The sequence below is a fragment of the Gaoshiqia hydrogeniformans genome, from assembly GCF_049347105.1.
GTDB lineage: Bacteria > Bacteroidota > Bacteroidia > Bacteroidales > Prolixibacteraceae > Gaoshiqia > Gaoshiqia hydrogeniformans.
Genome location: NZ_CP186334.1, coordinates 5,483,301 through 5,508,097, shown reverse-complemented (window position 1 = coordinate 5,508,097; position 24,797 = coordinate 5,483,301). Strand labels below are relative to the sequence as shown.

The window sequence follows — 24,797 nt, the reverse complement described above, 5'->3', positions numbered from 1 at the left end:
AAACTGTATGAATATGAAAAAAAGAATTTTTCCGATATTATTAATATTGTTTGCCGGACTGGTTTCCTGCGAAAAAACAAGCGAAAAAGAATATTACGTGTTCTCAACCTTCCGCGAACCGGCTGATGCCGGTTTGTTCCTGGCATACAGCGAGGACGGTTATCACTGGTCTGATTTAGGCGGGCCCTACCTGGCTCCCGAAATCGGCAATCAGAAAGTGATGCGTGACCCGTCAATCGTAAAAGGCCCCGACGGTACTTTTCACCTGGTCTGGACCTCTTCGTGGCGGGGCGATCTGGGTTTTGGTTATGCCAGTTCCAAAGACCTGGTCAACTGGTCGGAACAGCAATTTATCGAGGTGATGACCGATACTTCCACCGTAAATGTATGGGCGCCCGAGTTGTTCTATGATGACGAAAAAGAGGAATACATCATTATTTGGGCTTCTACGATTCCTTTCAAGTTTGAAAAAGGTGAAGAAGAAGAAAGGAACAACCACCGGATGTATTATACGACGACCAAAGATTTCAGGACGTTCACCGAAACAAAACTGTTTCTCGATCCCGGTTTCAGCGTGATTGATGCGGTGATTGTGAAACGCGCGCCCAAAGATTATGTGCTGGTGCTGAAGGACAATACCCGACCGATGCGCAACCTGAAGGTGGCATTTGCCGCTGATCCGCTCGGTCCGTACCAAAATGTTTCCGGGCCGTTTACCGACTTTTTCACGGAGGGGCCAACCGTTGTGAAAGTTGATAATGATTACCTGATTTATTACGATGCCTACCGCGAGAAAATATATGGAGCTGCCAGAACAAACGATTTTGTTCATTTCGAAGATATTTCGGGTGAGGTTTCTTTGCCCGAAGGCCATAAACACGGTACCATTTTTAAGGCGAACCGTCAAATGATCGATCGGTTGATTGAAGCTTCCGCTTCAAAAAAGTAAAATTGAAAAACACAGGAAAGCATGAGAGGAACGAAAAAGATTATTGGGTTGATAGTGGGAATGCTGTTCATCAGTGTTTTTTTGCATGCCCAGAAATTGCCGCATTATGTGGGTAAAACTTTGAATAATCCGGATTACCACCACGGTCAGCTGCAACCGGCGATGGGCGTGCACAACATCGGGGTGATGCGGGCCAACCGTGAGTTTCCCGAGTATGGCGACAAACTGGGATGGACGTATAACCATGCACCCATGCTGGCCTATTGGAACAATACGTTTTTTCTGGAATACCTCAGCGATCCCGTGGGCGAGCACATTGCACCCGGCGCGACCTTGCTGCAAACTTCTGCCGATGGCTATCAATGGACGATGCCCGAGGTAATCTTTCCACCCTATAAAATTCCGGATGGAACCATGAAAGACGGAGATACCACCGTGGCCCGCAACCTCGAATCGGTGAATCACCAGCGCATGGGTTTTTACGTTTCGTCAGACGACCGTCTGCTGGCGCTGGCCTACATCGCCATTGCCCTTCATCCGAAAGACAGTCCGAACGATGGTCGCGGTATTGGGCGCGTCGTTCGCGAAATTTACAAGGACGGTGCGCTCGGGCCAATCCATTTTATCAGTTACAATAAGGCGTGGAATGAAAAAAATACCGATTACCCGAACTACAAAAAAAGTAAGGACAAAGGTTTTGTGAAAGCCTGCAACGAACTGTTGTCGAAACGCCTGGTTACGCAGCACTGGAACGAAGAAGCAGATCGTGATGATCCGCTGATTTCGCTGAAAGGCGACTACAAGGCATTCAACTATTATCATTTGCCCGACGGAAGAGTGGTTGGTCTGTGGAAACATGCCCTGACCGCCATCAGCGAAGATGAAGGAAAAAGTTGGACCCAGCCGGTTCGCGCGCCGGGCTTTGTAAACAGCAATGCCAAAATCTGGGGACAACGAACCTCGGATGGCCGCTATGCAACCGTTTACAATCCGTCTGAATTTCGCTGGCCGTTGGCGCTTTCGGTGAGCGACGACGGGCTGAAATACGACAAACTGTTGCTGGTGAACGGCGAAATCAGCGCCATGCGCTATGGTGGGAACTATAAATCGTACGGTCCGCAATATGTGCGCGGCATCATGGAAGGAAACGGTACGCCGTCTGACGGTCATCTGTGGGTTACCTACAGCATGAATAAAGAAGACATGTGGATTTCAAAAATTCCGGTGCCGATTGTTGGCAAAGCAACTGAGCAGGTAAATGAGGTGTTTGACCGGCTACCCGAAAAGACGGAACTCGACAACTGGAACATCTTCAGCCCGGTATGGGCCCGGGTGGCCGTTGAAGAAGATCCCGCCGGCAAACGTTGCCTGGTTTTGCGCGATCAGGATGAGTTTGATTATGCCAAAGCTGAACGTTTATTCCCGGCCGGTGACAGCGTGAGCGTGGAATTTGTCATTGTTCCCGGTCAGAATAACCACGGCCAGCTGGATGTGGAACTGGTTGACGGAAAAGGAACGGCAGCCCTTCGTCTTTCTTTTGGCGCCGACGGTTACCTGAAACAGAAAAACGGCTACCGGATGAAAAACATCATGGCCTACGAACCGGGTAAGGTTTATACGATCCGTATTGAAGCCACAGCCACCAATCGTTTTTATCACGTTTATATCAACGGAGAACGCAAATCAACCGGTTTGTGTTTTGCCCCGGTGCACGGGTTCGAACGGGTGACCTTCCGTACCGGTGATGTACGCCGTTTTCCTGATGTGGATACGCCAACCGATCAGGACTACGACCTTCAGCAAACCGGAAAACCGGTTGACGAAGCGAAGTTCTCGATTTATTTATTAACCACCCGGAAATTATAAACGATGATGATGAACGTAAAAAGATTTTTCCTGATCATGATGATTTGTGCGGTTTCCCTGGTCAATCCGTATCAGGGAACTGCCATAGCTTCATCCAAAGCGAAGCATAAAACGGTTTTAAAAGCGGATGATTTTAAACACTATGCCGATTATTTCAATCGGATGGAAGATGAGAATATCGCCAAATCCATCCCTAATTCAGCTTCGTGGGATTGGATGAAGGCCAACATTCCGCTGTTTCAATGTCCGCAGGATAACTTTGAGGAAATCTATTATTACCGCTGGTGGAGCTTACGGAAACATATCACCGAAACCCCGATGGGCTATGGCATCACCGAATTTCTGGTTGACCGCCCGTATGCCGATAAATACAACCTGATCAGTTGTGCGCTGGGCCACCACATCATGGAAACCCGCTGGTTGCATAATCCGGTTTATTTGCAGGACAATGTCAGGATCTGGTTCCGCGGAAATGAGGGCCGCATGATGGACAAGCTGTTAGCGTTCAGCAGTTGGACAGCTTTTGCTTTGTATAACAGCTACCTGGTTAATTCGGATAAAACATTTCTGACCGGTTTGCTGCCCGATTTGGTGGACGAATACCGGCAATGGGAGCTGGAAAAAAGGACCCCAAACGGGCTGTTTTGGCAATACGACGTACGCGACGGCATGGAAGAGCAGATCAGTGGCGGGCGGAAAGAAAAAAACATGAGGCCAACCATCAACAGTTACATGTACGGGAACGCGATGGCCCTTTCAAAAATTGCCGCTTTAAACAATAATCAGAAATTTGCTGATTATTATTCGGCCAAAGCCGATACCTTGAAAAAACTGGCTCTTGAAAACCTCTGGAACGCTGGTGACCAGTTTTTTGAAACGGTGAAAGAAGCAGGAGGTTTTGCGCAGGTTCGCGAAGCCATCGGTTACATTCCTTGGTATTTCAACCTTCCCAACGAGGAACATGCCATCGCCTGGAAACAGGTAACCGACAACAACGGATTTCTTGCTCCGTACGGGTTGACAACAGCCGAACGCCGTCACCCCGGTTTCCGCAGCCACGGTTGCTGCCGCTGCGAGTGGGACGGGGCCATCTGGCCTTTTGCCACCGCGCAAACGCTTACCGGGATGGCTAATTTGTTGAACGACTACCAGCAAACAGTAGTGGATAAAAGCGATTATTTTATGCACATGGAGCTTTATGTGGAATCGCAGTATCACCGCGGTCGCCCGTATATTGGCGAATATCAGGATGAGACGACCGGCTACTGGCTGAAAGGCGATCAGGAACGCAGTCGTTATTACAACCATTCCACTTTTAATGATCTGATAATTACAGGCTTAATCGGTCTTCGTCCGCGCGCCGACGAGTTGATCGACGTTAATCCGCTGATCCCGGAAGGCAAGTGGGACTGGTTTTGCCTCGACAATGTATTGTATCATGGAAAAACATTGACCATTATCTGGGATAAAACCGGGGAGAAATACAAAAAAGGAAAGGGCCTGAGCGTTTGGGCAGATGGCAAAGAAATTGGCCGAACGGCCCGCTTGGAAAAATTGATTTGTCAATAAAAATCAATGTGTATAAACTTCAAACTGAATACTGATGAAAAAATCTTATCTCAACGCAGGAACCTGTTTACTGGCAGGAATGCTTTTGTTTTTGCCCATCTCACAGGTTTTTGCCGAAAGAACAACAACGGTGTCTGTAACTGCGGAACCAACCGAACAAGAAAAAAAGGCGGCCGAATGGGTGGCTTCGCTTCATCTGAATGATGTTGAAAAAGAAAAACGTCTGGTTGCTGTAATTGCAGAACACCTCACGGCTGTGCGCGACTGGCACAACGACCATCCGGCATCAACCGTTCCGGCAGGTATTAATCCCGTTACCGGGAACCCGCTGAGCGAGCTCGACCGGCAGATGATTGCCGACTCGGCCATGCCCAAATCGGTACACGAAGCGCTGATGACCGGCCTGCGCGCCGAATTGACGGAAGAACAAGTGGAAGTTATCCTGGATAAATATACGATCGGGAAAGTCGATTTCACGATGAAAGGTTACCGGGCGATAGTTCCGGATATGACAGAAAAAGAGGAAGCCACTATTCTGGCCTATTTGAAAGAGGCCCGTGAAATGGCCGTCGACTATAAAAACATGAAGCAAATTTCTGCCATTTTCGAAATCTACAAAACCAAATCGGAACAATACTTGAATAACAACGGGCGAAACTGGCGGGAAATGTACAAAGCTTATGTGAACGCACGAAAAGCGGAAAAAGAAAATAATAAACCTTAATTCGATCAGAGATGCAACGTAATTGGCTAATCATAAATTCACTGCTTATGGCCCTGTTGTTTTCGGCCTGCACTACTGAAACGGAAAATCGCTGGAAGCAAGGAATTGTAGCAGAACAATTTCTGTATGAGGAAGATGTTTACCCGTCGTGCCATGCCGGAACGCTGGCCGAAACCCCCGAAGGGATGGTAGCGGCCTGGTTTGGCGGTACGCACGAACGCCACCCGGATGTGACCATTCGGTTCAGCCGCCTGGTGGATGGCGAATGGACCAAATCCACCGAAGTGGCCAATGGGGTGATCAACGATACACTGCGTTACCCGACCTGGAACCCGGTGTTATACCAGGTGCCGGGCGGCGAACTGCTCTTGTTCTATAAGGTAGGACCGAAACCTTCCGATTGGTGGGGCATGCTGAAACGTTCAACGGATCACGGAAAAACCTGGAGCGAAGCCGAAGCGCTTCCAACAGGATTTATCGGGCCGGTGAAAAACAAACCGGTTTTGCTGGATAACGGCAAGCTGGTTTGCCCCTCGAGCACCGAAGGCGACAATGGCTGGCAGGTGCATTTCGAAATCACTCCCGATTTTGGAAAAAGCTGGGAGAAAGTGGGCCCGATTAACAGCCCGTCAACTTATTCGATTATTCAGCCCAGTGTCTTAATTCATCCGGATGGACGTCTGCAAGTTTTGTGTCGCAGTAAAAACAGCGTGATTGTCGATGCCTGGTCATCCGATCTGGGTGAGACCTGGTCGCTGCCGCAGGAGTCCGGCTTGCCGAACAACAACTCAGGCACCGATGCCGTCAGCCTGGCCGACGGACGCCAACTGGTGGTTTACAACCATGTGAAGACTCCTGTTGGCGCATCGAAAGGTTACCGGACCCCGCTGAATGTAGCTGTTTCGGAAGATGGCCGTAACTGGTCGGCTGCGCTGGTGCTGGAAGATTCGGAAATCAGCCAGTATTCTTACCCGGCAGTCATTCAATCATCGGATGGCATGGTCCACGTCATCTACACCTGGCGCCGCGAACGCATGAAATATGTGAAAGTCGACCCGTCGAAATTGAAGTTGACCAAAATTGTTGGTGAGAAGTGGCCGGAGTAAACGATAATTGAGGGGGCAGTATCAACAAACTTGTGCTGTACGTACAAGAACCCTTGGAGAAGGTCATGTTGTCCGGCAGTTGCCGGATCAGCATCTCTGTTAGGATGAGATCCCGAATCAAGTTCGGGATGACGTACTTGGCAAAAGTTTGTTACTGCAATTCCATATCAAACCTGAAAATATGCAGAAACGATCAATCTTATTGTTGCTTGCAGGTATGGCTGTTTTTCAGCTTCATGCCCAAACGCTTAATTCAGACAATCGGTTTCAGCGTCCGTTGAAAGACGTTTTAAAAGACATTGAAACGCGCTACCAGGTCAAGTTGCGGATTTCGGAAAAAGATGTTGAAGGAAAGGTATTGGACTATGCCGATTGGCGTTTCCGTCCCGGACTGGAAGAAACCCTGAAAAATGTGCTGGCTCCCTTCGATCTGGTTCATTTGCCCGACGGGGCCCCGGGTAAGTTTAAGATTGAAGGATACCGCTATCACCTCCGAACTATACCGGAAGCCCGCGAAACGCTTGATCAGTTGGCAGGTTTATACCCGGATAAGGCAAGCTGGGAAAGCCGCCGCGACGCACTGAAAGCCTGTTTGCCCGAAGCGGTCCGTTTGTCGCCTCTGCCCCAAAGCCCGGGTACAAAACCTATTCTGACACCAAAACGAAAAATGGACGGCTACACCGTTCAAAATATTGCCCTGGAAGTTTTACCGGGCGTTTATGTATGCGGCTCGGTTTATCAACCTTCAAAAATAAGAGGGAAAATACCGGTGGTTTTGTGCCCGAACGGCCATTTTGGCGACGGGCGCTACAACAAAGATATCCAGGCCCGCTGTGCCGGACTGGCCCGGATGGGCGCTGTGGCCGTGAGCTACGACCTGTTTGCCTGGGGCGAATCGGTCTTGCAGTTTGAACCGGAGGCGCACCGCAAAAGTATGGCCAACACCATGCAGGCTTTAAACAGCATTCGCCTGCTTGATTACCTGCTTTCGTTGGATTACGCCGATCCCAACCGGGTTGGGATTACCGGCGGATCGGGTGGGGGAAGCCACAGCATGCTGATGTCGGCCCTGGATGACCGGATTGATATCAGCGTTCCGGTGGTCATGATGTCGGCCATTCATTACGGCGGATGTCCCTGTGAGAGTGGCAATCCCATTCATTTGTGCGAAGGCGGGACGAACAATGTAGAACTGGCCGGGCTTTTTGCCCCCAAGCCACAGCTGATTATTTCGGATGGCGGCGACTGGACTGCGAATGTTTCCGAACTGGAATTTCCTTACCTGAAACGCATTTATGACTTTTACGGACCGAACGCCGTGGTGGAAAATGTACATCTCCCTGGTGAAGGGCACGATTACGGCCCCTCAAAACGGGCGGCCATGTACCGTTTTATGGTGCAACACCTCGGGCTCGACTCATCGAAAGTATTCAGCCCCGACGGCGGGTTGGACGAATCAGCCATTGCCATTGAGCCAGCCGACCAGTTAAAGGTATTTGGCGCAAACGGTGAACGCTTGCCTGCCAATGCCTTGAAAGGTTTTGATCAGCTGGAAGAAGTTTTTCAGAAAGCAATCAATTAAATAAGAATCAGGAATAATTGACCGATAGAAAAAATAAAAGCCAACTGATGAGAATTGATTATGCACAAAAGTACAGATTCGATTCAAAATGGTATATTGCGGACAATGTGGAGGAATATTTGAATCGGTCAGTGCCCGTGTTTATCAATAAGGAACACATCAAATAAATCAGGCTGGAGGCCTCATGATGAAAGGAATTAAACATACCGATTGGTCTGTCGCATGGTCTCGTTTTAAAGACGGGGACATGGATTGCTTTCAACAAATCTATAATCAGTTTTTCGACCGCTTGTTTCAATATGGATGTAAGCTGACCGGAAATACCGAGCTGGTTGAAGACAGCATACAGGAACTTTTCTTAACCGTTTATACCAACCGGAACAAGTTGTCGGATACGGATTCGGTTGAATTTTATTTACTGAAAGCCTTAAAGTTCACCATCTACGGGAAGCTGAGAAAGGAAAAACGTCTTGTTTTCGATCGGGGAGAGTCCGGCGATTTTAAGCTTGAATTCATGCTGGAAACCGAGGAGCCGGAAGATCTGGAACAAGAGAAGATCGACCTGATTTTAAAATCGTTGAATGACCTGAGCCCGGCATCCCGCGAAATTATTTATTTGAAATTTTACAGCAACCTCAACTATCAGCAAATAGGCGAAATGCTTGGGATCAAACCCGAGTCGGCCAAAAAACAGGTTTACCGTATCGTTACTTCTTTACGGGCTGTTTTAAAAGACTCACCGCTGGAATTACTGATGATATGTTTTAGGACATAAAATATAGTTGTCAATCCGTGTCCACTTTTCCCGGCTCTGTGCAATTAGGAAGAAAATATACCTGAGAAATGCCTGAACTGGAAAAATATATTGAGGATAAACGGTTTGTAAAATGGGTATTTGAACCCGATCCTGAAACCGAAAAATACTATGCTGCCTACTTTGACGCACATCCTGACGAACGGGAAGAACTATTGCGCGCGAAAAAAGAACTTGGGCTCTTAGCCGTGAGAAACAAAAAACCACAGGCCGGGAAAAAAGAAATTATTTACCAGCGGATGATGGATGCCGGTATGCGGAAAAAACCTTCCCGGTCGACCGGTTTTAGTTTTGCCGGTTTTGCCCGTTATGCCGCTGTTGCCCTGCTGTTTTTCTCTATCGGCTCGTTGTTGATGTACGAAATAAGCCGGAACCGGATCGTTATGCCGGTGGACGAGAGTCTGCTGGTAAAAAGCGCTTCGCTGAATGCGATGGTTTACCTGGCCGACGGTTCGCAGCGGGAAATAGGAAACAGTGAGGCAATTATCGATTTTTCGGTGCCCGGACAGTTGGTTATCCAAACCGATACGATCAAAATCGGAACGGTACGTCATGAAAATTCAAAAAACCTGGTCGTGGTTCCCTTCGGAAAACGGGCCCGGGTAAAACTTTACGACAACAGCGAACTTAAGCTGAATGCCGGCAGCCGGATCATTCTTCCGCGCGAATTTGGTCGTGAAACCAGAAACGCATACCTGATCGGCGAGGCCTTTTTCGATATCACCAAAGATCCAGGTCATCCGTTTCTTGTAGAAACTTCTTCGGCAGTTATCAAGGTATTGGGAACCAATTTTCACCTGTCAGCCTATCCCGACCGGCAGGAGCTGACCGCTTTTTTGCAGGAAGGACAGATCCGGTTTCGCGCATCCGATCATTCGTTGTTCGCGGGTTGGGTCGATCTGAAACCGACGGAACAACTCAGCTTAAACAAGACCACGAAAAACGTGAAGGTACAACAAGGAAACGGCCTGTATTACCAGCTTTGGAAAGACGGAATCGTGCAATTCGACAACGAACCGGTGTCTGATCTCTTAAACCGGGTAGAACAATACTTTAATATCACCATTCGGGTGCCGGACGAACAGGTTGGCAGCAGACGGATAAAAGGAAAACTTGATTTAAATAAAGAATTGAATGAAGTATTTGAATACATTGAATTAATAACCGATAAAAAAATAATGAAAGAAAATGCCGGAGCATTTAGCCTGAATTAAAAAACCGGAAGATGGTGGCACATCCTCCGGTTCGCACCAGGTTGAAATCAACCGGTTGTTTATTATAATCTAAACATGTCAAATTTATGAAAAAAAAGTCATTAACAGACTTTCCCTGGTGGGGAAGCATTAAAACATTATGGAGAATCATGAAACTAACTACACTGATCTCTTTGTGTTTCGTAATTTCCGTTACGGCAAATTCGTACTCGCAATCAACGAAACTAAACCTGAAGCTTTCGAATTCAACGGTAAAAGAAATCCTTAACCAGATTGAGACGGAAAGTGAATATGTTTTCCTGTACAATCTCTCCGAGCTGGATGAAAACAGGAGAGTCAACGTTAACCTCGAAAACGCCACGATCACCCAGGTGCTGGATGAAATTCTGAAAGGCCAGAACCTGAAATACACCCTTTACGACCGGCAGGTAATTATTCGCGCCGACGAACAGGTCCGAAGCGTGAATCGGACTGTGCAACCGCAAACGGCAAGCGGGAAGGTGACGACAGCGTCCGGCGAACCGATTCCGGGAGTAACCGTGGTGGTGAAAGGAGTAAACACGGGAACAATCACCGATTTGGACGGATCGTTTACCCTGAACAACGTAAGGCCGGGTTCGGTGTTGGTATTTTCTTTTGTCGGCATGGTTTCTCAGGAAGTGAGTTTTGACGGGCAAACTTACCTCAATGTTAAATTGGTAGAGGAAACAATCGGCATCGAAGAAGTAGTGGCTATTGGTTACGGTACGATAAGGAAACGCGACCTGACCGGTTCGGTAGCTTCTGTAAAAAGCGACGACATTACCCGGATTCCGACATTCAACGCGATGGAAGCCCTGCAGGGACAAGTTACCGGGGTTGATGTTATCCGTCAATCCGGTAAAGCCGGGTCTGATGTGGAAATTCGCATTCGTGGTAACCGTTCGATCAATGGGTCAAACAGCCCCCTCATTATTATTGATGGAATGCAGGGTGGTAGCTATACCGACATTGCCCCCGAAGACATTGAGTCAATCGAGGTATTGAAAGATGCATCTTCTACCGCGATTTACGGGTCTCAGGGCGCCAACGGGGTTATTATCATCACCACTAAAAAAGGGAAAGCCGGAGAAACAAAAATTTCCTACAGTGGCTACTACGGTGTGAACGGCTGGGCACAATATCCTGAAATGTTGACAGGTGAAGATTTTCTGAACGTTCGTCGTGAAGCCTACCGGGCCAATGGCAGTTGGAATTCACCGGCCGACGACGTGGCCATTTTTTCGTCAACCGAATGGGAAGCCATTCAAAACGGGTATTATACAAATTGGGTGGATGAAGTGATGCACAATGGTATTCAGCAAAGTCATCAGATTACCGCAACGATGGGTAATGAAAAGGCTACCTCTTACCTGTCGGCCGGGTATTACAACGAAAAAGGTTCATTTGCCGACGACGAGATGAAACGGTATTCCATCCGGATGAATGCAGATTACAAAATGTATGATTTCCTGACATTGGGAGGAACTGCTCAGGTTACACATTATGCCACCGACATCAGGGCCAGCAATGTGCTCTGGAGGGCGGCAACCAACAGCCCGCTGGGAAGAGCATACGACGATGAGGGCAATGTCATTCTTTTCCCGCTGGGAACTTCGTTCCGGGTATCTCCGCTGGCCGATGAAGCCGATGATTATATTGCTTCATATAATCGGCTGAATACAAATGTTATAGCAAATGGATACCTCGAATTCAGGCCGGTTTCGGGATTGTCCTTCCGTTCAAACATCGGGACAAACCTGAAATTTGCACGGAACGGCGATTACGCCGGGGCAAATTCAATCGACAGGGCAGGCCAGTACTCTACTTCCACTTCTTCGATTACTGCTTCAACACAGCGCTATTACAGCTGGGACAACATTCTTAATTTCTCAAAAAATATCGGAGAGCATAGTTTTGGCGTTACGGCCTTAACATCGTGGACCAAGTCGATGTACGACAATGTTTATGCTTACGGTGAGGGGCAACTTGTTGCCAACCAATTGTTTTACAGTCTGGGAGCAAACAACAAGGATACCTACAATATTGCATCCGGTTACGTCGGCAGCCAGACTTTGTCGTTTGCCGGCCGTATTAATTACAGTTATCGTGACAAATATCTGTTGACCGTTTCCAGTCGTTGGGACGGCGCATCACGCCTTTCAGAACAATGGGCTATGTTCCCGTCGGTTGCCGGTGCCTGGCGAATTTCGGAAGAGGGATTTATGGCCGATACCAAAAACTGGCTATCGAATGCCAAGCTGCGGGTAAGCTGGGGAACTACCGGAAACTCAGGTATCAGCGAATACGGTACCCAAAGCGGTGTGTCGCCTTTCACCAATGCTGCGTTCCAGGAACAAGGGTTTATTTATTATAACTTCAACACGATTATTGGAAATAAGGATCTCGGATGGGAAATCTCCAAATCCATCGATTATGGTCTGGATTTAGGTATCCTGGACAACCGTGTTTCGGTTGTATTCGACTATTACGACACCAAAACCGATGATATTCTGATGCTTCGCTCGTTGCCTACCTCTATGGGCAGCGGAAATAATACGCCCTTTCAAACTTACCAGAATATTGGTTCTTCGAGAAACAAGGGAATTGAGCTCGCGATTAATACAGTAAACATCGATAAAAAGGACTTTAAATGGAGTACCAACTTCACCTATTCGCGCAATAAAGAAAAGATTACCAGTTTGATTGATGGTGAAAATATCTATGACGGACAACGAAAAGAACATAATTCATTGATATTGGGAGCCCCCATCAAATCGTATTATACCTTCGACCGCCAGGGGATCTGGATGGCATCTGAAGCCGCCGAAGCTGCTACTTATTTTAAAGATGCAGGCAAAACACAGCCTTTCCAGCCGGGTGATATTAAACTTCGCGACATCAATGGCGATAACGTCATTGACGGGGTGAACGATGTCACTTATATCGGTTCGAGAACACCCAAGTGGGTAGCCGGTCTGAATAACTCATTCTATTACAAAGGCATTGATTTTAGTTTCTACCTGACAGCCCGCTGGGGGCAATTACTGGAAAGCGACTTTACCGGAGCATTCGATCCGAAAGGCGATACCAACTTCCCCGCTTACTTTAAGTACTGGACTCCGGAAGCTACAAAGGCAGACTTCCCCCGGCCGAACAACGGCGAATTCTTTAACTATGTGGGCTACCAATCCTATTGGTTTGCCGATGGTTCGTATGTGAAACTGAAAAATGTCACCTTGGGCTACACGCTACCCAATAGCTGGTTGAAATCTGCGAACATCAGCAATCTGCGCGTATATGTTACAGGTGCTAATTTGTTGACTTTCAATAATAATCCGTTGATTAAGGATTACGACCCGGAACGTGGAGGGGCGGCAAGAGATCCGCTTACAAGGCAATTTGTTTTTGGGGTGAATGTGAATTTCTAATCGTTAACTGAACTGAAAAACTAGTAAAAAATGAAACAGATCAATTATATAATGTCTATTGCTTTTGCTGCAATAGCTTTAAATTTCTCTTCATGTAGTTTGGACGAGTATAATCCTTCCGGGGCAACTGCCGATGTTATATTCTCGACTCAGGAAGGACTCAACATGTTGGTTAATTCGGCTTATGTGAACCTGGAAAGCCAGTTCTACGGACGCGAGGATATGGTGTTGTTCCTTGTTGGAGGTAACGACTTGTTTATTAATATCGGAAACGGAACCTATGGGCGCCAGATGTCAAAATACCAGGAAACAACTCCGGCAGTAGGCCAGTTTTACAACGACTTCAACCGTTTTTACGAGGGGATAAATTACTGCAATGCCGGATTGGAACGCATAGGAGGCATTGAATTTAATTCGCAGGTAGAAAAAGATGCCCGTGAAGGCGAACTCCGCTTCCTGCGCGCTTACTATTACTGGCACTTAGTCGAGATTTACGGTAACTGTGATTTACGTAAAACGGAAACCAAAACATTTGAACAGTATGCCTACCGAAGTCCGTATAGCGATTTTTACGATCTGATTATAAGTGATTTGCAGATTGCATGTCAGAAGCTTCCGGTTGATCCGCTCCCGGCAACCGACGTTGGCCGCGCAACAAAAAAAGCGGCTTACGGACTATTGGCACGTACAGCTCTTACACGCGCTTCTGGCTACTACAGCGCCATGTATAACGATGCCGCTACCTACTATACCATTGCCCGAGATGCTGCCGAGTATGTAATTAACAATCAGGCTGCTCTGAAAACCGGTTTATACAGTACCCCCGATCAAATTTTCGATTACCGGAACAATAAAACAAATAAAGAGGCGCTGTTTGTCGTGACACATGCCCGCACCTCTGGCCTTAACCCGAGGGAGAGCAACCCGAATCGTTTGCACCAATACTTTAAAGCTGCTTACTCGTCAGCTTATTCGGATGGCAATAATCTGATGGTGAAGGACCTGGCCTATGGTGACGATAAACGTGCCCGTCCGGGCGACATGTCGATGATGCCGACCAAGTACCTGCTCAACCTGTATAATGATGAAATTGACGCCCGCTACCGGGCCTTCTTCCGCGATGTTTATTATTGCAACAGTCCGAACGGCTATACCTGGCAGGCCGGTTCCACCGATTTTATAAACTATGAGAAGAATGCTTCTGTGGCAGGTACGCGCATTGCTCCGGGCGACACGGCAATCTTTTACTCCAAACATCCGATTGCTGATAAGGCAACCCGCCCGTATGCCTGTTTTGATATTAACGATACCTATGATCCGGTGACCGGCCGAATAACCACTCACGCGTTCAAACAGGTTCGTTTCCCTGCTTTGAAAAAATATGATGATCCGACCCGTGGCTCGGTCAATCCTGACGGTTCAGGTGGAATTCCTACTTCAGACCGGGGAACCCTTGATGTCATTATGATCCGTTTGGCCGAAATGTACCTGGCTGCGGCTGAGGCTCATATCGGATTGAATAACCCCGGGGGGGCTGTACCTCATATTAATGCACTAAGGGCCCGGGCTGCTGTGCCTGGTAAAGAAACCCAAATGAGCGTTTCACAAAGCCAGATGACATTCGACTTTGTTCTTGACGAAAGAGCCCGTGAACTGTGCGGCGAACATCTGCGCTGGATGGATATCAAAAGAACAGGCAAACCAGCCGATTATATCCGGGAACGCAACCTGGATATCTGGCAATACCTTCAGTCTTCTCCTCAAATGGCGTTGCTTCGTCCGATTCCCGAACGCTTCCTGCTTCAGATACTGAACGCCGAAGAATTTGGACAAAACCCGGGCTATTAACGGCTGTACCTACTGATTTTAGTTAGATTGTTTATCATAAAAGGAGTTAGGAGAGTCTCCTCGCTCCTTTTTTATAAAACCGTTGTGTTGGATCTTTGCTGTTGATTATTAGTGATTTGATCGATATGTTGACCAATGAAAAAATATTGCCGGTCGATATTGTGCTGGCTCCGGAGTGGTGGAACAAGAATGAAAAAATGACCTTCGATCCCGACTTCTTTTTTCACCCGCTGAAACGGGTGGAAGCCGAACAACAAATGGAAAAAGTGTTGTACGAACGCTGGGGAAAATTCGGGTTGGGAACCCATAAAGATCAGGCGCGGCCCGAAATTGGCGCAGTACACCTGGCAGCCGGTTTTTTGTTATCGGAAATGCTGGGCTGCCGGGTAAATTATTCCGAAGCCCATCCGCCCCAGGTACTGCCTGCCCGCCAGGAACTGCGTCGCATTACAACCGAAGAAGCCTTTCAGTCGGAGGCTTTCAGTCGGGTACTTGAACTGGCCGGGACGTTGAAAAAAAAATACGGCTGTCTGACCGGCGACATCAATTGGGGTGGCATTTTGAACATCGCGATGGATCTGCGGGGCGAAGCCATCTTTACCGACATGATGATGACTCCCGATGAGGTGAACGAATATTTCTCCGGGATTGCCGGGGTGATTGAAAAATTTACATCGTTTCTTCAGACTGAAACAGGCACCACATCCATCTCGGTAAATCGGGGTGTCCGCCATATCCGGAAACCGGTGCTGTTGCATTCCGAATGTTCACATACGATGATTTCGGAGGAGGATTATGAAAATTACCTGCTTCCGTTCGATCAAAAATGGAGTGAAAAACGTCCGTTTGGTATTCACTATTGCGGGCCCGATCCGCACCGGATGGCTACTGCTTTTGCTAAAATCCCGCATCTCGACTACCTCGACCTCGGCTGGGGCGGCGATGTGAAAGCACTTCGGAAACATCTGCCTCATACCTTTTTCAACATCCGCCTGAGTCCGGTTGAAATTGCCCGGCAGTCACACGACGAGATCCGGGAAACAATTATCCGCCTGGTTCACGACTCCGGAAATCCCTATTTGACGGGTGTTTGCTGTATCAACATGGACGACTCGGTATCGGACGACCGGATCAGTACCATTTTTGAAACGGTGGAGGAACTTAAAAAGGAATATTCTGCCAAATAGACGACAAGTATGGCTAAGAAATTTGATAACCGATTGGCCGATGCCCAGGCAACGCAGGTAACGCCGGTGAAACCCGGAAATTTCGACTTTGAAAAATACGAAGCCTATGCAGCCGGGTTGAATGAAACCTGTGCCCGTTTCTGGCAACAACCGGCAGGAGTGGCTGTTTACCGACGGATGCGGGTGGGAGAGTGCTTTTCGTTTGGTTGCAGGGATATGAAACGTTCGCTCGGGCTTCAGTTGGGCGCCTTGCAGAAAAGTATGCTTTTTCAGGCTGATGTGCCCAATTTTATCGAACCCTGGTATGGCATCGGGACCGTGGCCGGCGCTTTTGGCGGCGATTACCTTTGGGTGGAAGGAAATGCGCCTGCCCTGAAACCGCGTTTTTCGTCGATTGATGAATTGTTGGCTCATCCGGCAAAGGAAATCGCTCAAACCAACATCGGGCGGCATACTTTAAACATGATCGAATATTTTATGGAGCAGACCAAAGGACGTCTGCCCGTTTCGCTCACGGATACCCAATCACCGCTGAACATGATCGGGCACCTGTATCCGCTCGATCAGTTTTTTATTGATCTGTTGATGGAGCCGGAAAAAGTATTGCAGCTATTGGATATGCTGGCTGACTTATCAATCGGCTTCAACAAGGAGCAAATGAATTTGATTGGCAGCGCGCTCGTTTTGCCGGGACACGGGTTTGCATCTTCTGTAACATGGAGCGGACTGGGCATGAGCGACGACAATGCCATTATGATCTCGCCGGACCAGTATTTGGAGATGGCTGCTCCGTCGGTTGAAAAAATTTGCGCATCGCTGGGAGGCCCGGTTTTTCATTCGTGTGGCGATTGGTCGGGCTGGGTAGAGGCCGTGATTCAGATGAAAGGATTGAAAATGGCTGATGCGGCGTTTTCACCACAGACCGATCCGGGAGCGACCAACAAGCTGGAGGAATTTCACAAATTTGCCAACACCGGAGTTGTTTTGAACGCACGCATTGTAGGCGATTTGGAAACCATTCGGGAACAGGTTTCGCGGCTGTGGGTTCCGGGAATGAAACTGGTGGTGGTCACCTACTGCGAAACGCCCGGAGAACAGGAAGAAGCTTATCATTTAATTCACCGGCTATGCAGGTAGATCGCCAAATCAAAACAGGGAACTACCGCTGGCGGATCGTGGCGCTGTTGTTTTTTGCCACCACCATCAATTACATCGACCGGCAGGTACTGGGTATCCTGGCGCCTGAACTTCAGCAGTTGTTTGGCTGGTCGGAATCGGATTACGGTTTTATCATCATGGCCTTTCAAATCGCTTATGCGATTGGGTTAATCTCGATGGGATCCTTGCTTGACCGAATTGGCACACGGCTGGGCTTTATCATCGCTATTTCGGCATGGAGCCTGGCCGGGATGGCCCACGCTGCTGCCCGAAGCGTTTTTTCATTTTCACTTGCCCGTTTTGCCTTGGGGATTGGTGAATCGGCCAACTTCCCGGCAGCTGTGAAAACCGTTGCCGAATGGTTCCCGAAGAAGGAAAGGGCATTGGCAACCGGAATTTTTAATTCGGGGCCAAACCTTGGCGCCATCATTACGCCTTTGATTATCCCGCTTATTGCCCTGAAATGGGGTTGGCAATGGGCATTTATCAGTACCGGGGCGCTGGGGTTTGTCTGGCTGCTTTTCTGGATTCCGATGTACCGGAAACCGGAACTCGACAAACGGTTGAGCGAAGCTGAACTCTGTCATATTTTACAGGATGATCCGGAGTCAGAAGGGGTAAAACTTCCCTGGAAATCAATCATCTCGTATAAACAAACCTGGGGAATCTGCCTGGCGCGTTTCCTGACCGATCCCATCTGGTGGTTCTTTCTGTATTGGTTGCCAAAATTTTTGAATTCCAATTACCGGATCGATCTGACCAATATTGGCTTACCGCTGATTATTATTTATATGGTTTCAATCGGAGGTTCCATCTTTGGCGGCTGGTTGTCGTCGTTTCTGATAAACAGGGGAGAAAATCCGGTGTCGGCCCGTAAACTGACGATCTTTCTCCTGGCTTTGCTGGTCGTGCCAATTTTCTTCACTTCGTTTACATCAAGTGTATGGCTTGCCGTGGCGCTCATCTCGATGGCGACTTTTGCCCACCAGGGGTATGCGGCCAATATTTTCACCATTGTTTCCGATATTTTTCCAAAGAATGCTGTCGGTTCAGTTGTTGGACTTTCGGGTTTTGCCGGAGCTATCGGCGGGGTGTTGTTTTCGGCTGCGGTAGGTGTCATTCTCGAAATCACCGGCAGTTATTATGTGATTTTCGGGATAGCCAGCGTGGCTTATTTGCTGTGTTGGTTATCGCTTCATTTACTGATACCGGCAAACCAGCCGATTAAATTTTTGGAGCAATGAATTGTTCCGGATAGATGTAAACGTTTTCGTTTTATTGGAATTAATTCCAAATTTACGTAAAAGGATATAAACCAAATAATAAATCATAAAATCGGACAAAAATTTTGTTCTTGAATCATGTGAAAAAGGCAGTTTTTTAATTAATATGAATCAAATTATTGAAAACGTTTACAATTTTTTGCATTTTTGAAGAAAATACCTGTGCAGGTTCAAATCGGGTCGGATTTCCTGCACCGGCAAGATTACCCGGTTACTTAAAATGAATTCTGATGAATCAAACTTTGATAAAACTTATTTGTGGCGCTTTTATGCTGGTCCCGGGAATAACTGTCCCGGCGCAGCAAACGGAGATCAAATACCTTTCGGGTACAGGAGCGGATCAGACCGTTGACTGGCAGTTTTTTTGCACCGACGGGCAAAATTCGGGCAAATGGACAAGCATTCCTGTTCCTTCGAACTGGGAATTGCAGGGATTTGGAACTTACAATTACGGTCATGCCAAAGACGAAGAGCGGGGAAAGGAAACCGGACGGTACCGCTTTGATTTTGAAACGCCTGCCCACTGGAAAGGCCGGGTGGTAAATATTGTATTTGAAGGCTCCATGACCGATACCGAAGTGAAAATTAATGGCAAGCTGGCCGGTCCCATACACCAGGGATCGTTTTACCGGTTTAAGTACGATATCAGCCGCCTGCTGAAATACGGAAGTACCAACCTGCTCGAAGTAACAGTTGCCAAACATTCGGCCAATGAGTCGGTCAACCGGGCTGAGCGTTACGCCGATTTCTGGATCTTTGGCGGAATCTTTCGCCCGGTATACCTCGAAGTGAAACCGCAGCAAAATATTGAGCGGGTAGCGATTGACGCCAAAGCCGACGGTTCGCTGACAGCCGAAGTCTTTATTCAAAAACCGGCAGGCGCCGAAATTTTAAAAGCACAAGTTTTTGATCTGAACGGGAATTTGGTAGGACGTGAATTTTCGACTGAGGTTGAGAAGGGGAGTACCGTGATTCGTCTTCAATCCAATATTTCGGGGGTGAAAAGCTGGAACCCGGAAGGCCCGAATTTGTACCAGGTTACGTTCAGCCTGATTTCAAAAGGTAAAGAGATTCATCAAGTTACCGAACGCATTGGTTTCCGGACGGTTGAGGTACGCGATCGCGATGGCGTTTATGTGAACGGCGTAAAAATAAAGTTCAAAGGCGTTAACCGCCACACTTTCCGGCCCGAAACCGGCCGTGCCTCTTGTAAGGCATTCAGCATTGAGGATGTGAGACTGATGAAGGAAATGAATATGAATGCCGTGCGTATGTCACACTATCCGCCTGACAAGCACTTCCTCGAAGTATGTGATTCACTGGGTTTGTTTGTCATGAACGAACTGGCCGGCTGGCACGATGCCTATGATACCAGGGTAGGCAGTAAGCTGGTGAAAGAAATGGTAATCCGCGATGTAAATCATCCTTCTGTTGTGTTTTGGAGCAACGGTAACGAGGGCGGACACAATTTCGACCTGGATCCGCTGTTTGCTCAATACGACATTCAAAACCGCCGGGTAATTCATCCCTGGAACGAGTTTAACGGTTTTGCCACGCAGCATTACCGGGCTTACGATTATGGAGCCGGGAGTTATTGGAACGGTCATCTGATCACGATGCCTACTGAGTTTTTGCACGGTATGTACGATGGCGGTCATGGCGCCGGCCTGTGGGACTACTGGGAACTGATGTGGAACAAATCGCGCGCTGCCGGCGGTTTTCTGTGGGTGTTTGCCGACGAAGGCGTGGTACGTACCGATCAGAACGGAGCCATTGATACCTACGGTTCGTCGGCTCCGGATGGTATCCTGGGGCCGCATCACGAAAAGGAAGGCAGCTTTTTTGCCATTAAAGAAATTTGGTCGCCGGTACGCCCCGACGACAGCGATATCACGGCTGATTTCGGGGGTAAGATTAATCTCGAAAACCGCTATTTCTATACGAATTTGAACCAATGCCGCTTTAGCTGGAAGCTGACTAAGTTTCCCCTGCCCGGCTCATCGGCACAAGTGAAAACAGTAAGCGGAACGGCCCTGGCTCCCGACATTGCCCCGGGACAGAAAGGAACGCTTCAACTGGAGCTTCCTGCCGACTGGGCAAGCTACGATGCCCTTTATTTTACGGCTGCCGATCGCTTTGGGAACGAACTATACACCTGGAGCCGGGCCATCAAACTTCCGGCCGACCTGGTTGCTCAGCTATTGGCTAAATCAAACGGTAACAGCGCGGTGTCCTTCACGGAAACCGGTCTTGTATATCGTATTAAAGCCGGAACGGTTGAGTATTCAATTGGTAAAACGGATGGGGTGCTGAAAAAGGTGGTGAACGAAAAAGGTGAAATTCCTTTCAGAAACGGGCCTGAAATCAGCGCCGGGCTGACTGCTTTCAAAAGCCTTGAGATGAAAAATTACGGCGATAGCCTGATGTTGATCTGTTCTTTCAAAACGGAAAAATCGGATTCGACCCGGATGAAGGAATTTGTCTGGACATTTTACCCGAATGGCTGGGCCCGGTTACACTTGTATTATGTGCCGGAGTTCTACGACCGGGATTTCGATTATATGGGCGTCAACTTTTCATATCCCGAAGAATTGGTGACCGGTGTGAAATGGTTGGGACGCGGCCCTTACCGGGTGTGGAAAAACCGGATGCAGGGAGTTGAACTGGGCCTGCATCAAAAAGATTACAACAATACCGTTACAGGAGTTGCCCCGGTGGTTTATCCCGAGTTTAAAGGATATCACGCCAATTTGTACTGGGCCCGGATTGAGTCGAAAGAACAAAGCTTTACCGTGGCTACCTCAGACGAAGATGTGTTTTTACGCCTCTACACGCCGGCCCAGCCTGAGAAAGTATTTGAACGCACGGCGCCGGCATTTCCGGCCGGCGACATCTCTTTTATGCAGGCGATTCCGCCGATCGGGACCAAGTCGAACGATCCCTGGGACATGGGCCCGAGCGGTAAGAAAAACATGTTTTTCGACTATGGACCATACGATAACTGGCGTTCCCGTAGTAAGCAAATGACGCTGTATTTTAACTTTTCCGAATAACAAGATGAAACGAAAACGATTCAAAACAATACTGTCAATGGCTCTGGTTGTACTAACAGCCTGGTCGTCGTCGGCCATCGGTATTTGGGTGTCGCCCTCAGGAAATGATGCCAATCCCGGATCGCAAAGCAAACCGATGAAAACCGTTCAGGCAGCCTTGTTGAAAGCCCGCGAACTGCGAAACGGGAATGCTGCTTCGGTAAAAAACGGAATTCAAATTATTTTGTCCGAAGGAGAGTATTTTCTGAAAGAACCGCTGGTGTTGGGACCGGAAGATTCGGGAACCAGCGAATCGCCTACCATCATAAAGGCGTCAAATAAGGCCAGGGTGGTCATCAGCGGAGGTGTGCCGGTTACCGATTGGCAACAGGTGGAAGGCCGTATTTACAAAGCGTCGCTCAACCGCGACAGCAAGTTGCGGACCTTGTTTGTCGATGGCAAACGTATGCGCATGGCCGGAACAGATGAGCCGGTGAATGGTATGGGCGATTGGGGAAAATTTGTAATTGAAGGGAACGAGCCTTGGGCATTCGGCTCAGGAACAGCCATCGACGGGATAAAATTTGCTTCGAAAGAAATTCAACTCTACAAAAATCCGGAAGATGTAGAGTTGGTTCAATTTAACGTGTGGACCGAAAAAATACTTTGTGCCCGTGAAATTGAGCAGTTTGGCGATACAACCGTCGTTAAATTGCAGCAACCTTACGGCGCTATCGCTACCAGTATGGCCTGGGCCGGGAAAATCAACTACAACAAAAGCTTCCTCATCCGGAATGCGTTGGAACTGCTCGATTCACCGGGTGAATTCTATTTCGACCGGAAAAATCACACTCTTTATTATTACAGCAACGGTGAAGATATGACCGCAGCAACCGTCATTGCTCCCACGTCCGGAGGGTTGGTCCATATCAAAGGTAAGTCGAATGCAGAACGGGTGAAAAACATTCGTTTTGAAGGGATCACTTTTTCGCACGATCATTGGCAACTGATGGAGGTTGCCGGTTCGTACGGCTTTGCCGGTATTCAAAGTTTGGGTCTGGCAGTGAAATACATTCCCGGCGGCAACTGGCACCCATCCGAGTACAACAGTACCGATGTGCCAAGGGGCGCCATCCAGGTTGAAAATGCCGAAAATATTGAATTTGTGCGCAATTGCTTCGAGGGGATCAGCTCCGCTGTAGCGATCAATTTGGTCAATGATGTAAAAAATAGCCGGGTTGAAGGAAATTATTTTAACGATTTACTGGGAAATGCGGTAAGTGTTGGTTTTCCCCAGCATTATCAGGTTAGTGAGGGAAAAATTAAACCGCTTGAAAATGAAACGAACCTGGCAGTGGCGCCCAAACCTCAACAGGCGCTGAGTGCCGCGAAGGGAGTTAATTTTCTTAGCGGAACCAAAAACAGTCAGGTTGAAGCAGTTATATCTAATGACCGATCTGATCAGGTGCCGGATAACAGCCGTCTGCAACGTTACAGGGCCGGGGTTGAAGGTCTTTGTGAAAACATCCTGGTGGCGAACAACTACATTCGGAATGTAAGCCTCGACTTCCGGCAGGTGGAAGCCATCACTTCCTTTTTTGTGGCCGGCACCCGCATCGAGCATAACGATATTGCAGGAACACCTTACGGCGCGATTACCTGTGGCTGGTGGTGGGGGAATGCCGGGATTCCGGCTTCAACAGTTGCCAAAAACAACAGCATCAGTTTTAACAAAGCAGGCGATACGCACCAGGTGCTGGATGACGGCGGCATCATTTATCTGCTGGGTGAGCAGCCGGGAACGGTGGTTGAGGGCAATTATGTGTTTAACGGGCCCCGCTGCATCTATCCCGATGATGGTTCGGCCTACCTGACCATTACACGCAATGTGGTTGGCAATGCCAGTTATAAATGGATGTGGCTGCACTTGTGGACCAAACGCTGTCACGACATCGTGGCCCGCGAAAACTACGTGAAAAACAACCTGCTGATGGATAATGGCACCAACAATATTATCGACGAAACCTATTCGTTTCGCGAAGATGAATGGTCGGAGGAGGCGCTGAGGATCATTGATTTTGCCGGAATTCAGCCCGAATACAAAGATATTGTCCCGAAAAACGAACCGGAAAGAATCAGCATTCATCCGGAAGGTTTTAAGGAAAGAGACGTTTTTCATTAGACTTGAGTAATGAGTAACGAGTATTGAGTAGTCGTACTCGAAACTGATAACTGATAACTGATAACTGATAACTGCATGAAGCAAACGATCACTTATAAATTTTTGTTACTGCCTGCACTGCTGGCCTTGCTGATTGCTTGTCAGCCCAAAGGCGCAAAGCAAGCGGCGGGTACAATGGCCGGGATTCCGGTTGACCGCGTGGCGATTGAGTTGATTTTGGATGAAGAGGGGCAGAAAGATTCTTTATGGCACCAACTGGGGCAGATGCCGCTTGAGATCTATCAGTGGAAAAATCACCTGGTACTTTTTGGTGATAGTCAGGACACAACCGGTTTGACCGCCCGGATCCGGGAAGCAGGCATCAACCTGCAACTGAAAAAATACGATGCGCCGATGTATGTATTTGACCGGGAAAATCATTGCGGCGATTCTGCAGTAACACGGCCCTGGCGAAACTATCTGCTCACGGCAAATCTGGTGGCCGATTCGGTGATGCAACAAGAGTACATGACTTATCACGAGCTACAGTTTGAAGAATGGCCGGAAGTGGCCCAAGGCTTCTGCAACGCAGATTTTCAACAGCTTTTGGCCTTTCGAAACGGGAGGCGTTTAATGCTGGTCATCTCCATTCCGGCTGATAAAACCCTGGATGAACTGAACCCGAAAACCGAAGAGGACAATCCCCGGATGGTGGAATGGAATCAAATAATGAGTCAGTACCAGGAAGGAATTGAGGGTACTGAAGCCGGTGAAACCTGGGTATTCTTTGAAAAGATTTGAGTAGTGAGTCAGAAGACGGGAGGAAGTACCAGTTTTAGTCTCGGTAATCGGTAA

The 24,797-nt window shown here is 48.2% G+C and carries 16 protein-coding genes; all 16 read left to right on the top strand.

What is annotated here, in order from left to right:
* Nucleotides 1-13: 13 nt before the first annotated feature.
* The 16 genes from ACOIT5_RS21885 (at nt 14) to ACOIT5_RS21810 (ending at nt 24,743) form a co-directional block, all read left to right on the top strand.
* A complete protein-coding gene (locus ACOIT5_RS21885) occupies nt 14-949 on the top strand; it encodes a glycoside hydrolase family 43 protein (RefSeq protein ID WP_423128294.1) in 936 nt (311 codons plus the stop codon).
* A 21-nt stretch (nt 950-970) separates the two neighbouring features.
* A complete protein-coding gene (locus ACOIT5_RS21880; RefSeq protein WP_423128293.1) occupies nt 971-2,815 on the top strand; it encodes an exo-alpha-sialidase in 1,845 nt (614 codons plus the stop codon).
* 3 nt (nt 2,816-2,818) lie between these two features.
* A complete protein-coding gene (locus ACOIT5_RS21875; RefSeq protein ID WP_423128292.1) occupies nt 2,819-4,384 on the top strand; it encodes an MGH1-like glycoside hydrolase domain-containing protein in 1,566 nt (521 codons plus the stop codon).
* A 34-nt stretch (nt 4,385-4,418) separates the two neighbouring features.
* Complete coding sequence (locus ACOIT5_RS21870) at nt 4,419-5,108, top strand: DUF3826 domain-containing protein (RefSeq protein WP_423128291.1); 690 nt, start codon at nt 4,419-4,421, stop codon at nt 5,106-5,108.
* Between the two features lie 47 nt (nt 5,109-5,155).
* On the top strand, nt 5,156-6,214 hold the full coding sequence (locus tag ACOIT5_RS21865) for a sialidase family protein (protein WP_423128290.1): 1,059 nt from the start codon (nt 5,156-5,158) through the stop codon (nt 6,212-6,214).
* A 181-nt stretch (nt 6,215-6,395) separates the two neighbouring features.
* Nucleotides 6,396-7,796 carry a hypothetical protein gene (locus ACOIT5_RS21860; RefSeq protein WP_423128289.1) on the top strand — a complete coding sequence of 467 codons (1,401 nt, stop codon included), beginning with the start codon at nt 6,396-6,398 and terminating at the stop codon, nt 7,794-7,796.
* Between the two features lie 184 nt (nt 7,797-7,980).
* Complete coding sequence (locus tag ACOIT5_RS21855) at nt 7,981-8,571, top strand: RNA polymerase sigma factor (protein ID WP_423128288.1); 591 nt, start codon at nt 7,981-7,983, stop codon at nt 8,569-8,571.
* Nucleotides 8,572-8,639: 68 nt separating this feature from the next.
* Nucleotides 8,640-9,824: a FecR family protein gene (locus ACOIT5_RS21850; RefSeq protein ID WP_423128287.1), complete on the top strand. Its 1,185-nt coding sequence runs from the start codon at nt 8,640-8,642 to the stop codon at nt 9,822-9,824.
* An 86-nt stretch (nt 9,825-9,910) separates the two neighbouring features.
* Complete coding sequence (locus ACOIT5_RS21845; protein WP_423128286.1) at nt 9,911-13,273, top strand: TonB-dependent receptor; 3,363 nt, start codon at nt 9,911-9,913, stop codon at nt 13,271-13,273.
* Between the two features lie 30 nt (nt 13,274-13,303).
* Nucleotides 13,304-15,121, top strand: coding sequence for a RagB/SusD family nutrient uptake outer membrane protein (locus ACOIT5_RS21840; RefSeq protein WP_423128285.1), 1,818 nt, complete (start codon nt 13,304-13,306; stop codon nt 15,119-15,121).
* A gap of 116 nt (nt 15,122-15,237) precedes the next feature.
* Entirely contained in the window at nt 15,238-16,308 is a 1,071-nt protein-coding gene (locus ACOIT5_RS21835; protein ID WP_423128284.1) for a hypothetical protein, read from the top strand.
* A gap of 9 nt (nt 16,309-16,317) precedes the next feature.
* Entirely contained in the window at nt 16,318-17,445 is a 1,128-nt protein-coding gene (locus ACOIT5_RS21830; protein WP_423128283.1) for a uroporphyrinogen decarboxylase family protein, read from the top strand.
* Nucleotides 17,436-18,710, top strand: coding sequence for an MFS transporter (locus ACOIT5_RS21825; RefSeq protein WP_423128282.1), 1,275 nt, complete (start codon nt 17,436-17,438; stop codon nt 18,708-18,710). The genes ACOIT5_RS21830 and ACOIT5_RS21825 overlap by 10 nt, the downstream gene beginning before the upstream one ends.
* Nucleotides 18,711-18,979: 269 nt before the next feature.
* The gene (locus tag ACOIT5_RS21820; RefSeq protein WP_423128281.1) at nt 18,980-21,802 is read left to right on the top strand and encodes a glycoside hydrolase family 2 TIM barrel-domain containing protein; all 2,823 of its coding nucleotides are present in this window, start codon (nt 18,980-18,982) and stop codon (nt 21,800-21,802) included.
* Between the two features lie 37 nt (nt 21,803-21,839).
* Nucleotides 21,840-23,963, top strand: a complete 2,124-nt coding sequence (locus ACOIT5_RS21815) for a hypothetical protein (protein ID WP_423128280.1) — start codon at nt 21,840-21,842, stop codon at nt 23,961-23,963.
* A gap of 75 nt (nt 23,964-24,038) precedes the next feature.
* Nucleotides 24,039-24,743, top strand: coding sequence for an L-rhamnose mutarotase (locus ACOIT5_RS21810; RefSeq protein ID WP_423128279.1), 705 nt, complete (start codon nt 24,039-24,041; stop codon nt 24,741-24,743).
* The last annotated feature ends 54 nt before the right edge of the window (nt 24,744-24,797 follow it).